This is a genomic window from Herbiconiux aconitum (assembly GCF_024979235.1).
In the GTDB taxonomy this organism is placed as follows: domain Bacteria; phylum Actinomycetota; class Actinomycetes; order Actinomycetales; family Microbacteriaceae; genus Herbiconiux; species Herbiconiux aconitum.
This window is the reverse complement of the sequence record NZ_JANLCM010000001.1, coordinates 2,088,899-2,101,052: the sequence shown is the minus strand read 5'-3', so window position 1 is coordinate 2,101,052 and position 12,154 is coordinate 2,088,899. Positions and strand designations below refer to the sequence as shown.

The 12,154-nt window shown below is 62.6% G+C and carries 12 protein-coding genes and 1 pseudogene; 9 read left to right on the top strand and 4 right to left on the bottom strand.

The annotated features are described in order from the left end of the window. Nucleotides 1-226 precede the first annotated feature (226 nt). Nucleotides 227-589 (bottom strand): type II toxin-antitoxin system PemK/MazF family toxin, encoded by a 363-nt coding sequence (locus tag N1027_RS10010; protein ID WP_259507376.1) that lies wholly within the window; start codon nt 587-589, stop codon nt 227-229. Beyond that, nucleotides 586-810 carry a DUF8778 family protein gene (locus N1027_RS10005; protein WP_259507374.1) on the bottom strand — a complete coding sequence of 75 codons (225 nt, stop codon included), beginning with the start codon at nt 808-810 and terminating at the stop codon, nt 586-588. The genes N1027_RS10010 and N1027_RS10005 overlap by 4 nt, the downstream gene beginning before the upstream one ends. A 182-nt stretch (nt 811-992) precedes the next feature. On the opposite strand from N1027_RS10005, the pseudogene N1027_RS10000 reads away from it, so the two are divergent. Next, a pseudogene (locus tag N1027_RS10000) lies at nt 993-1,610 on the top strand (XRE family transcriptional regulator); the annotation flags it as partial. 555 nt (nt 1,611-2,165) lie between these two features. Here N1027_RS10000 and N1027_RS09995 read toward each other — a convergent pair. Then, nucleotides 2,166-5,603, bottom strand: a complete 3,438-nt coding sequence (locus N1027_RS09995; RefSeq protein ID WP_259507373.1) for a hypothetical protein — start codon at nt 5,601-5,603, stop codon at nt 2,166-2,168. A 752-nt stretch (nt 5,604-6,355) separates the two neighbouring features. Between N1027_RS09995 and N1027_RS09990 the strand changes: the two genes are divergently transcribed. After that, nucleotides 6,356-6,796, top strand: a complete 441-nt coding sequence (locus N1027_RS09990; protein ID WP_259507371.1) for a hypothetical protein — start codon at nt 6,356-6,358, stop codon at nt 6,794-6,796. Further along, nucleotides 6,793-7,299, top strand: a complete 507-nt coding sequence (locus N1027_RS09985) for a hypothetical protein (protein WP_259507369.1) — start codon at nt 6,793-6,795, stop codon at nt 7,297-7,299. Before N1027_RS09990 ends, N1027_RS09985 begins: the two co-directional genes overlap by 4 nt. A gap of 190 nt (nt 7,300-7,489) precedes the next feature. On the opposite strand, the gene N1027_RS09980 is transcribed toward N1027_RS09985, so the two are convergent. Beyond that, on the bottom strand, nt 7,490-7,783 hold the full coding sequence (locus N1027_RS09980) for a hypothetical protein (protein ID WP_259507367.1): 294 nt from the start codon (nt 7,781-7,783) through the stop codon (nt 7,490-7,492). Between the two features lie 1,232 nt (nt 7,784-9,015). Here N1027_RS09980 and N1027_RS09975 point away from each other — a divergent pair. From N1027_RS09975 to N1027_RS09955, 6 genes are all read left to right on the top strand, one after another. Continuing rightward, nucleotides 9,016-9,519, top strand: a complete 504-nt coding sequence (locus tag N1027_RS09975; RefSeq protein ID WP_259507365.1) for a helix-turn-helix domain-containing protein — start codon at nt 9,016-9,018, stop codon at nt 9,517-9,519. Beyond that, entirely contained in the window at nt 9,479-9,697 is a 219-nt protein-coding gene (locus N1027_RS20230) for a HepT-like ribonuclease domain-containing protein (RefSeq protein WP_372499705.1), read from the top strand. Before N1027_RS09975 ends, N1027_RS20230 begins: the two co-directional genes overlap by 41 nt. A gap of 123 nt (nt 9,698-9,820) precedes the next feature. After that, the gene (locus N1027_RS09970; protein WP_259507363.1) at nt 9,821-10,240 is read left to right on the top strand and encodes a hypothetical protein; all 420 of its coding nucleotides are present in this window, start codon (nt 9,821-9,823) and stop codon (nt 10,238-10,240) included. Between the two features lie 111 nt (nt 10,241-10,351). Further along, a complete protein-coding gene (locus N1027_RS09965) occupies nt 10,352-10,519 on the top strand; it encodes a hypothetical protein (RefSeq protein WP_259507361.1) in 168 nt (55 codons plus the stop codon). Nucleotides 10,520-10,635: 116 nt separating this feature from the next. Next, nucleotides 10,636-11,163, top strand: coding sequence for a helix-turn-helix domain-containing protein (locus N1027_RS09960; RefSeq protein ID WP_259507359.1), 528 nt, complete (start codon nt 10,636-10,638; stop codon nt 11,161-11,163). Next, nucleotides 11,160-11,711, top strand: coding sequence for a PIN domain-containing protein (locus tag N1027_RS09955; protein WP_259507357.1), 552 nt, complete (start codon nt 11,160-11,162; stop codon nt 11,709-11,711). The genes N1027_RS09960 and N1027_RS09955 overlap by 4 nt, the downstream gene beginning before the upstream one ends. Nucleotides 11,712-12,154: the final 443 nt, after the last annotated feature.

Here is a 12,154-nt window from a genome sequence, read left to right as displayed (position 1 = left end):
ACCGACAAGCTTGCGGGCACCTACTGGTGCACCTCGCGCATCCAACCCTCGGCGCGGGGTCAGTTCTCGGTCTCGGTCGGCACGGCCTTCGCGCACGCGAAGTGGTTCCGCGGTCGCGACACCTCAATCGCTCCGCGTCCGGATGTCCCGAAGACCTCTCCACTAAGGTAGGCAGCCCCGCCGTTCCATAACCCGATGATGTTGTCAACGTCACGGTCTAGACCACCTATAGCGACAGGTGGAATCGCAGCGCATGGTCGACCTGCTGCATCACCCAGCCGGGCGCGGCACCACGCCTACCGGCGAGCCGCTCGACCGACACCCTGCGCACCTGCTCCGCCTGCACCTTCGATGTATTCGTCAAGCCCATCGACTCGAGCGCCTCGCCGTCCGACACGAGCACCTGGAACTCTCCGCGCGCGTTCGTCACGTTCGTGGTCAACGGCACGATGGTGATCGTTCCCCGACCCATCGTGGTCGCCGCCTCATTGGCGCCATCGTTGCTCACCACGAGGCAAGGTCGAGTCTTCGACGCCTCGCCGGATGCAGCCGGGTCGAGGCGCACGGCCACCACATCTCCTCGTCTCATGCTCCGAGGCCGTCAGTCTCGACCGCCTCCCAGGCGCGAGACTCACCGGAATCAATCCACTCGTCGTTCGCCGTCGCGTAGTCACTGACTGCTGCGCGCTCTCGAGCAAAGCGAACGAGGTCGTGGATGGCAGCCGAACGGTTCCCCGACCTACTACGTGCGAGCTCGTCGATGTACTCGACATCGCTCTCGGAGAGGCTCACGCTCAGCTTCGTAGTCATACCGCGATACTACCGCAGTCCGACCAGCCACGGAGCAGTCTCAACAACGGCTGCTACTGCGTCGCTACAGTTCGGCGGGACCGACCGGACGAGCAGGCGCTCGTTGATGCGATCGACGCGCTGGCCCCCCAGCCGCAGCTGACGGCGCCCGCCGACTACGCCGAGTTCCTGCAGCAGTGGGTGCAGAGGATGCGCGCGAGCTGTCGGTCGAGCACCTGCGCGACGCGTTCGGCGTGAGCTACGAGACGGCAGCGCACCGCTTCACGAACCTGGCCACGGAGCACCTCGGCATCCCGGTGCACTTCTTGAAGGTGCACGAGTCAGGCACCATCTCGAAGGCCTACGAGAACGACAGCGTCCAGTTCCCCATCGATGCGCTCGGTGCGGTCGAGGGCCAGACCGTCTGCCGCTTCTGGAGCGCCCGCCGCGCCTTCGACGTCGAAGACCGCTTCAGCCCCTACCACCAGTACACCGACAAGCCCGCGGGCACCTACTGGGGCACTTCGCGCATCCAGCCCTCGGCGCGCGGCCAGTTCTCGGTGTCGGTGGGCACGGCTTTCGCGCATGCGAAGTGGTTCCGGGGTCGTGATACCGCTAACCGCTTCGCCTCCGGATGCCCCGACGAATCCTCCTGCCGTCGCCCGCCCGCGACCCTCGCCTCCCGCTGGTCCGGCCACGCCTACCCCTCGGCCCGCCTCAACTCCTCCCTCCACGCCGCCATGCCCACCTCAGGCTTCACCGGGGTCGACACGACGGAGGTCTTCGAGTTCCTGGAGCGCCACGCGCCCGCGGCTCTGTAGTCGCAGCTCAAGCGGGCGGCCAACGCTAGCCGCATTCGATCGACTCGGCTTCAACTCGCAGCACGCAAAGATCGCAGCAAATTGAGGTTCGTTCACCCCTCCATGGATGCGTTGGAATCGTTCGTCGGCATCCGGACGGCGTCCTCGAAGGAGGATTGCCTGCTCTGCGAGCATGACACCCTTGCCGCTCAGCCCAGCCGAAGGTCCTCAACGTATCCCGCCCCTACGTGATCAAGCTCCTGGAGACCGACGAGATCACCTACCGGATGGTGTGCACACACCGGCGCGTGAACAAGAGTTCGCTGCTCGCGTTTCAAAACTCGCGATGAGGCGCGAGCGCATGACGCAGCTGACGCCCTGATGCAGCTGTGTCAGGACATGGGCCTCGATCGGTGACCGTCGTCGCTGTCCATGACGCGAATGTGCTCGACTCCTCGCTCCCTCGTGATCTCCCGATCCGGATCGACATCGCGGGCACCATGCGAGCGCACTGGTCGGCGCGGATTCTGGATGAGGTGCCCCGGAACCTTCGCGTAACCAGACCCGACCTAGCACCTAATCGAACTTGTCTGCCGCGAGGGCGTCACGCAGATCGTTGATAGTCAGAACCTCGAACGGGCCGCCCACGTACCCGGCAGGGATCGGGTGACGCGTCACGAAGATGGGTCGAACCTCGAAGGACTGATCTGCTGTTGGTAGTTTGAGCGCGGTGGCGATCTCCACCTCATGAGAGACCAAATCACGTCGCTTGCGCTCGAGCTGCGTCGCATATGCCGGCTTATTCTTTCTGTCGAGGTAGAAGTCGTCGAGTTGGGCGCGCATCTGGGACAGCGCGTGCACCGAGGCAGGGTCCTTCGCCTCTAACAGAAGTAGCGTGCGCTTTCCAGCTTTGCCCGCGACGGCGTCGATCTCGGACGAGAGGGCATCAAGATTCAAGCGGCCGGGTTTCGTCTCCCTAATGTTGGTCTCCACGCTCCATCCATACTCGACGAGCACCCGCGAAACGTCCTCTTCCAGGAATTTGTTCCTCGCGTCGCGGAATCGCTCGAGCGCTTGGTCGAGGTCTTTGGGTGGTTGGGGTTGCGTCCACGGCAGGACGCCCTGGGAGAGGTAGCTCTGGTAGACCTTGAAGCTTGTAAGCAAGTAGTGCGGAGCGATGACCACGGTCCCGTCCTCGAGCTCCGGGATTGGCTGGGCTAGAAGGCGGCGCTTTCTCTGACGCGTACGCCACGGCTGCCACTCCGTCTCAGCAAGAGAGTCGGTGTTTGACGTAAGCAAGGTGAGCGCCGCTTGAATCTTTTCATGCGCATCGCGGTCCGTTCCGAGCTCGGTAGCGTTGAGCACCTGTCGGATCACCTGGTCAGGCGTAGCAATGGCGACGTCGCCCGTCATGCTGCCGGCGGGCCACGTCGCGAGACCTCCGAACACCGCGTAGAGATCGATGGACCCTATTCCGTACGCGGCCACCATCGCTGCATCGATGTCTGTATACGTCGGATCCGCACGATCTCCCTCGGTTTCCTCCCGGAACTGCTCGGCTGCCATCGCCAGACTCAGTTGGTGCTGGTCGAGGCGATAGGGGGCGCCAACATGGTGCTCGATTGGTTGGTCGTCGTCCACTATTGCGATCTCATACAAATCGCTGATCTCCAGAGCGACGGGAGTCACCTGCAAATGGATTCCCTCGCTTCGTATGGTTGCTTCGACAAAAGCGTTTGCCGCAGCCATAAGGCTGGCCCACGCGGTGTCGTTGAGCCGGGCGTCCCCGCGTAGGTTCTCCCGCAAAGTGACCTCTATGATCACCTCGTTCGCGCGCCGGAGCAGAAACGCGTCACTCTGGATCCTGTTCGCCGTGACAACTGGATCCCACGTCAGCGCCAGAGATTGCTGCGACCGGCGAATTCCGCGCAGCTCGCGATCCCTTTCGGCAGCACCTCGTTCGAGTTGCTGCATACCGAACTGGATAAGGTCGTCGCGGTCGTACTGAGCCAGCTTGGTCCGTAGCGCGTCGAGAGCGGCACATGACAGAATTTCCCGATCCAAGCGCTTCGCTTCTTCTCCTCCATACGTGCCCGGCGCTACCCCAGCGTGCTTCACTGCGCCCGCAATCGCTCGGTCGATCTCCGAGCTCAGCGACTCGTTGAAATCAACTGGGGAACGGAGATCATTGTGCTGCGTGATCGTGTTGATGATCTGAAAGGTGAGAGTCGGCGGGGCGGCTCTCCAGGCGCGAGCCACCGCAACGCTCTCGTTTTCGGCTGCACCGCCCGAGCGAAGCAGTTGCTGAATCAGAGTCGCCATCTCATCGCGGATGGACTGGTCAGCGCCCCTACCGTGGAAGGACTCGAGCACCGAGAAGTTCAGGCCGGCGGAAACTTGGTGGACACCATCGGAATCAACCTCGTGGTCGATGATCGAAAACAGAGGTCCTGGCGTAAATCCGCTCTGCGGAACGAACTCGAGGACGTGGCTTTGCGGCGCATTTTGTGTATGCGCAGAGTTCCAGTCCGCCTCAACTTGTGCCACTCCGAACGACATGGCCGCAGCGACGTCCATGACGATCCTCCACTGATTGGCAGGCCAGTCATCGGACCAAGTCACGGCAAGCGGGTGCTGGCCAACGTGCAGCACCCAAGCGTTGAGCTCGCGAGCGACCTCACGGATTCCGGGTGCTCCATCTGTCGCCGGAGTCCTCCAAGAAACTACGGTGGGAACGTCGGTTTCAACTCGTTCGGTAAGCCCAGATGCATGAGGCACAGGCAGGCGGAGCTTAGAGAGGGCAACCTCAACGTCGGTGTGTGTCGCGGCGAGCTCCCACTCGGCTTCCCCGGCGTGGGGCGCAAATGCGATCATGCTTGGGCTCGCGCCGCCAGCAAAGAAGGTCTTGCCCCGGGTACGCCAGGGCTCCCAGCGGTCGATAATCTCCCACCCCGTCATTTGCGGTCCAGAAGGGTTCGCCAAGTCTTTACAGAACTGAGCGAGATCGAGGTCATCATCAGCGGTTTGCGCGATCCAGCGCAGGTCGTCAAGGGACATGGAAGCCAGTCCCGGTCCCCCCGGGCTAGAAGCGATGTGGTGCGGCGAGGAGGCAACAAGCAGCGGAATGACTTCGGTTCCCGGTGGAATTTTCACGCCCCGGTACGCGAACGGGACAGAAAGCTGCGTGGGTGACGGGCTACCGTCAGCGATTCGCTTGACGATCGGCTCGCCGCGAATTCCAGCCCCATTCTCTAATTCGGAGAACATTTGCACGGCCAGAACGACATCGCGGTCGACGGGCACGATCCACTGCACCACGTTGCGCGGTGACACCGAGGGTCCGTCGTCTAGATCGTTGGGGCCCAAGATCGATGAGGAAAATCGCCATAGGAAGCTCCGAGCAGCTGCCGCCGACTCCTGGGCAAATCGCAAGCGAGCCTCAGGAACATAGGCCACGGAGGCAGCTAGCTCGCCCACTGCGTAGCCCAAGACCTCAGGTAGGAAGGCCAGCGGGAGCCATCGGTATTGAGTCCCGCGCCGAACTCGAGCGCATCTCCCAAACGCGCTCTGTGGATGCATCGGATCAAAGGTGACTGTGGACGCATCCTTGGTCAGCCAATCGAGCGCTAGGTTGAGACCCTCATTGCCATCCGAAGCTTCGGCGGCTAGAAGCGCACGCGATGCAATCAGCTCGGCTTCTTGCAGGACCTCTGTCGGCTCGGCCTCTCCTTCAAGAGTGGGCACTGGCCAACTGGGCGACAGAACTACCAGCGAGGCATCGATGTGGGCCGTGATGACGTCAACAACATCCTGGATGCCGAATCCGTGGAGGCGACGAACGAAGAAGTCGAGGGCGCGCGACGTGAGGGCCGCTCGGTCAATGTCCGCGACAGGACGTTCGATACATCCTGGGAAAAGACGTCGTACAGAATCGCCAATCCGAAGTCGCACGTCCAAGCGCGGATCCGCGGCGACGAAGTCCTCGTTCCACACCAGATCCGGATACTGGCTCACCGCTCCTTTGAGAAGTGTGTCTAACGACTCCACGTCCACGGGGTGGCCAGACTCAGTCCAATCGGCGCGGATGCAGGCATATGCCACGGCTCCCACGGACGCCCACCGATGACGAAGGTTAGGTGACGCGCCTGCTGCAACTATTAGCGCCCAGATGTCGTCCGCTTGATGCGCCCGCACAAGCCGGTCGAGGCCGCCGAGAGCGTTCGGCCTCGCCTTCTTTGGTTTCTTCGCCTTGTCTCGCCCCATAGGTTGAGCCTATGAGCTGTGACCGACGTCAGGCATCGCGCGAGCGTGCGCACAAGAGTGCGTCGCATCCTGAATCGGGTCTTCGAACACGCCCACCACTCGCCTGTTCGACTCGGAGCAGGTGTCGGGAGGGAGCTTGCTGCCGCCGAAGCCCTCCCAGAGGCCGAAGAAGCGCGTCGCGGGAGTGGTGGTGAATGCGGCGAGCACCTCGGAGAGCGCCTGCGCGGCGGAGGGAGTGAGGGTGCCGGCTCGCGGCTGGCCGCGCTACTCCTGGCCGTCGGGGTCGACGTCGATCCTCGTCCACTGGGCGAGCGGGCCGAACGGGCGACCGTTGCCAGCTGCGATGCACGTCGTCGCCCTGCTCGATTTCTTGATTGAGAGTGGAATGAAAGAAACGCCTCACGCCGCCCATTCGCCGGCCCTAGGCAACCGCCGCGCAGGTGCCAGACCATCGGCTTGGGTGATACGTCACTCGTGTCGTTGGCAGCCTGTACGGTTTGGCAATGCCAACTGACGAGGACTACTACTCGGGGTTCCGTATGTCTCCGATCACTGACCCTAAGGAACTTGCTGCGGTTGATGCTCTCCGCGCTCGACTCGCCATGGTGCCCGAAGCGATCGCAGCGTGGAGGCGCGTGGCGAAGGTGCATCCCAAGAGCGGTTCGCAGATCGCGCTCGATAATGCTGCGAGCGGGTGGCGGCAAGTTAGCCACGGATTGACGCACCAGCTGAATCACGCGGCAGACACGCTCAACGCGCTGACTGTCCTCATCCCACCAACTGGGCCGCTCACGCTGCCCTACGTCGCTCACTACTCTGTCGCGCGCTCCGCACTGGAGGCAGCGTCCCTCGCGCTTTGGATCCTTGCGCCGGACGACCCGAGGGTGCGCATGGAGAGGCATATCCGCAATGCGTGGCGAGAAGTTAGCGCCGATGCGGAATGAAGGCAGTGGCGCTCAAATCGGCCGCTGCAGACCCATCGATGGGGCTGACTCAGATGCTCGACAAGGGCCGGAAACAGACCAAGGCCTGGAAGCACAAACACGTAAGTCAGATTCGAGGGTGCGCAAAGGGAATCGGCGTGCTGGATCCCACCTTGTCAGATCGCACGGTTGGATTCGCTGAAATCGTCCGCGATGCCTCCGCCGCCGCGGGCGTGCGAGGAGTCTTCGGCGAAATGGTTTGGCGGGAAATTAGTGGGCTTTCGCATCCCTCGATGATGAGGTCGGTGCTCTCTCAAGACGTGGAGGAAATAGTGGATCACGGGGACGGCACGCTTGGCGCAGTGTTCACCAGCGATGCTACGAAAGGCAAGTACTCGGTCGAAGCAGCGCTCCTCGCCTTCACGAACGCTGTGCAATTGTTCGGGCAGCGAAAGATAAGGCCGGGCGACCCACATCAGTACGCTGCGCCTTCAATAGTGAACGAATCGCCGGGTGCGCGCTAACCAGAGCGCCATCGGCACCTCGCGAAACTCGCCGGTTCGACTTGAACAGCTGGACTTCGGGAAGGAAACTCCCGCTTGCCAGCAGCGGCACGACCGCCGCAATTGTCGCGATTCCGCTGCGCTTTCGCATCCTCACTCAGCGCGCCAGGGAGGCACACCGATAAGGCATATCCAAGTCGCGTGGGCGGCCTTACTCCTTGCCGAGGCACGAACCCAGATCGACCCCGGCCAGCACCAGCGCGTCGACCTTCTCCTTGCGCGTCTTAGGAACAGCGAGGCCGTTGTCTCTCAGGCACGCGTCGAGCGGCGCAGCGTCTGCCCGTTCGTCTTGATGGGCGATCTGCCACGACTCGTTCACGTCGGCGAATTCGATCTGGTAGCAGCGGTCTGCGGTTCCGTCGTCGGTCGCCTGCGCCAGCTGGCGGTAGTCGATGATCGTGCTGTTGGCATCCAGCACCTCGACCGTGTATCCGTTATCAGACATGCAAGCTTGGAATCCCGCGAAGCCTGCCTCGTACTCCGCTCGGTCGACGATCCCATCGGCTAGGGCCTCTTGCTGCGCGAGTGACGGCGGATAGACCTCGGCGCCCGCATCTGCTTCGCCTGCGTTCGCAGCAACGCCTGCGCATCCGCACAGTCCGAGACCAACGAGGGCGAGAGCCACGCTGATCACGATGGTTCGTTTCATGGTTCGCATCAGAACTCCTTACGTCGTGAACGGCCAGCCACCTGAGTAGCCCCAAGCTTTGTAGCCGCAGTCATGCGAGGCGCCCAGAATGGTGCCGCCAGGGTGGTAGGTGACGATCCCGGAAGCCACTTGCCATCCGCTCGTATATTTCGGACTTCCCGGGTAGGCCTGATATCGAACCTGAACCTTGGCGTCACCGCAGCCCAACTTTTGGTTTGGGTTTGTCGGTGAGGCAGTCTGCCCGCCTAGCGATTGCGAGCTCTTGCCCGTGACCGACAGCCCTTGAGTGCAGTTCTTATAGCTCGTACCGGTGGCAGTGGCCGACGTGCTCCCGATGACTTGGATGCCGACGATCAACGCCAGCGCGGAACCCAGCGCCAGCAGGCGCCGACCGAGGTGTCCATTTGGTTGTCCCATCCCGCCTCTTCCTTGAGTGGTTCTCGCTTTCGTGATGACCATAGAGGGGCACTTCGTTGGCGTCTATAGTTATTTGATAATTGCTCGATTTATGCTGGCGCTACGAAATCGATTAGTGCCGATCGGGGCCCGGACGGCGTGTGGACGATAGAGCAGGGGTGCGGATGAAGGAGCAATACACGGTCTTGGTGGCCCTGAGCGCGGTGGTCGCGGTCGGGCTCAGCGCCTGTACGGGAGTCGCTGCGCCTTCGTCCTCTTCGAACGCCGACGCCGGCAATTGGTCCTACAGCGCAGCATCCGGCGATGTGGAGTACGGGGCTTCCTGGAGCCCTGACGGCAGTCGGCTGATCCTCACGTGGGGTTCGGACGGGTGTGGCCCTCGCTTGGAACCGATCACAGTGGACACGCCCACAAAGCTTTCCGTGGAGCTGTCGCCCACCGACAGGTCGTGCACCGCGCAGGAGGTCCCCTTCATCGGTGAGGTCGCAACGCCTGAGGGAGTTGATCAACACAAGCCCGTCGAGTTGGACCTTCCAGGCGGGTCGACGGTCATCACGCCGTTGCCCTCGTAGATCGACAGAACCACCTCGACGCCTCGTCATTGTGGTGGCATGTCGTCAGCGGCGAAACTCCTTCGAAGCACGCGCGTTCAGTGCGGGCTGACTCAGAACCAGCTGGCGCAGAGGTCCGGCGTGACGCAGAGTGTTGTGAGCGCCTACGAGAGCGGCCGGCGAGAACCGTCGCTGAGCACGCTCGCCCGACTGATGGATGCCACTGGCCTGCAGCTCGAAACCCGCGTGATCGAAGCGGGCCCGGCGTCCAGGCCGAACCTGCGCGAGTTGGTCCACTCTCATCGTGACGAACTCGGCGCAGCTCTTGGGCCGCTCGGCGCCTCCCGCATCCGGCTCTTCGGAAGCGTTGCGCGAGGAGAGTCGAATGAGCAGAGCGACGTCGACTTGCTCGTCGCGCTCGGCGCGGGCGTTGGACTGTTCGCATTGTCGCGCATGCGCGGCGAGGCAGAGCGAATCCTCGGGGTCGATGTCGACGTCGTGCCCGAAGACTCCCTGAAGCCGGATGTTCGCGAGAGCGTTCTGGCCGAAGCGGTCTCGTTGTGAGCCGCAGCGATCAGCGGCTGCTCGAAGAGATCTCCATGGCCTGCGAGGCCGTCATCGATTACGCGAGCCGGACGTGCCATGGAAGGACATCTCGCGGATGCGCGATCCGCTGGCGCACCACTACTTCGACACCTCGCCTGAGTTGCGACGGCCCGAGACTCCTCTCCGCGCTCGATAGACGACAGGCACCGCGCCTGCTCCGAAGACTGCGCCAACAACCTCTGGTTCAAGGAGACGTTCGACGCTTTCGTGGACTAGACGAAGGACTCGACGGCACCATCTGGCTCGGTAGCATGAGCGCATGATCGCTCTCGCCGCATCAGCACGAGCGCTCAGAGTCTTCCAACTCATATGGGTGCTCGGCTTCCTCGTCGGAACAACCACTCACACGGCGGATCTTATCGTCGGCGGCTTGAACGCCTACAGCGACTTCCCTCTAGGCGTCCGGCTGTTCTGGGTGACTCTGACGATCCTGGATCCGGCCACCGCTGCGCTGATCATCTTTCGACGGCGCTCCGGCATCGTGCTCGGCATCGCCGTGATCGTCGCCGACATCGCAGTGAACTGGACCGTCTTCGCTCTGGTCGGCGGACTCTCGTTGTTCGGCGTCATCAGTCAGAGCCTGTTTGCGGTGCTCATCCTCGTCACGGCTCGCCCCCTGTGGACATGGTTCGGGCCATCTTCTACACGAGAACGCGGCAGCCTGAGCAGAGAGGCCTGACCGCCCAGCATTCCGAGACGGTCGGCCAGGGCCTGGGAGCTAGGAGGGCTGGCGAACGCTGTCGGAGTCTCCGCTTCACTTATTGCATTTGGCGCGCGACAATGCCCCTACTTGATCAAGCTCCTGGAGAGTGGCGAGATCCTGTATCGGGTGGTCGGCACCCATCGCCGCGTGAACACGGATTCGCTGCTCGCGTTCAAGGCTCGTGCTGATGCTCGAGCGCATGATGCCGCTGATGCCTTGGTGCAGATGAGCGAGGATATGGGCTTCGACCGGTGACCGTCGACGCCGTTGCTTCGTCGGGTGGAAATGGCTTGGATCTAGCCCGAAACGACGGAGGAAACCACTCAATCTGGTGTTCGATTTTTTCGTTTTGGCCGAGTATGATGGGCGCTATGAGCACCTCACCCAACACGCCACGCGGTGCCCGCAAGGCACAGACCTACCTCCCCGAGGCCAACGCCCGCGAGGAGATTCTCGATTTCGCCGAGTTGATGCGCGAGCTTGAGGCCTTCCTCGCGCAGAACTCGTCCAAGGCTGCACTCGTCGACCCCCAGGGCAATGCCCGTCCCATCCCGGATGAGATCTTCCGCATCCTCGACCAGGTGACGAACGCCCTCGCCGCGGGTGCGGGCATCACGATCGTGCCGCAGGGCATGTCCATGACCACGCAACAAGCCGCGGATTTCCTCGGTATCAGCCGCCCGACGCTGGTCCGTCTCCTGGAGGCCGGCGACATCGCTTACGACAAGCCCGGCCGTCACCGTCGTGTCCAGCTAGAGGACTTGGTCGCCTACCAGGCGAGCTTTCGCTCTGAGCGCCGTGCTGCGTTGCGCGAGTTGCAGCGCGCCAGTCTCGGGGCGAAGGTTCAGGTCGGTAACCCGGCTGACGTGAAGCGGCGTGCGGAGCTGGACGCTGAGTGAGCTTTCCGGCTTTCTTCGACACCAACGTTCTCTACGGGGCGCTGCTCAACGACTTCATCCTCGAACTCGCCGACAGTGGACTGTTCCGGCCGCTGTGGTCGAAGGATGTGCTGTTCGAGCTGGCGAAGAACCTCGTCAAGAACGGCGAGGATCCGGCGCTCGTCGAGAAGCGCGTCGGCACGATGGAGCGATACTTCGCTGATGCGCTGGTCACCGGCTACGACGACCTGGTGCCGACAATGACGAACGACAAGAAGGATCGGCACGTCCTCGCAGCCGCCGTCCGAGGTAGTGCCGAAGTGCTTGTGACCTTCAACGTGAAGGACTTTCCGACGGAGTCCGTCGAGCCGTTCGACCTCGAGGTCGTCCACCCCGACGCCTTCCTTCTGGATCAGCTCGATCTGTACCACGCGCCGACGCTCCGCGCCCTGGTTGAACTCGTCGAAGGGTACGACTCTCCGGCGATGACCGTCGATGACTTCTTGCTCGCGCTTACCCGTGCAGGAGTGCCGAAGTTCGTGGATGCGGCCCGGTCGAAGCTCTATTGAACATCCGCCTGAGCGAGTCGCGTGAGAGCGCTGGCGCACCAAGAGAGCGTCGATCAGGTTAGGCATATCAGGTCACGCATAGGCGCGCTGACTTCGCGATCTGCGCCGCGACCGGTAGCCATGGATTGGAGTACTCGACCATCAGGGCACCCAGCATCCAGGCCGAATCTGCGCGAGTTGGTTCATACCCATCGCGACGAGCTCGGTGCAGCGCTCGGCCCCCTCGGCGCATCCCGACGTCGACGTCGTGCCGGAGGACTCACTGAAACCGGACGTCCGCGAGAGTGTTCTTGCTGGTGCAGTGTCGGTGTGAGCCGCCGCAATCAGAGGCTGTTGGAGGACATCTCCGTCCATGAGCGCACCGTCTTCCAATCCATAACCGCCCTGGGTCAGGATTATGAGTAACCGCGTTAGTCATAAAGACGACGAGCCGAGCGCACCCG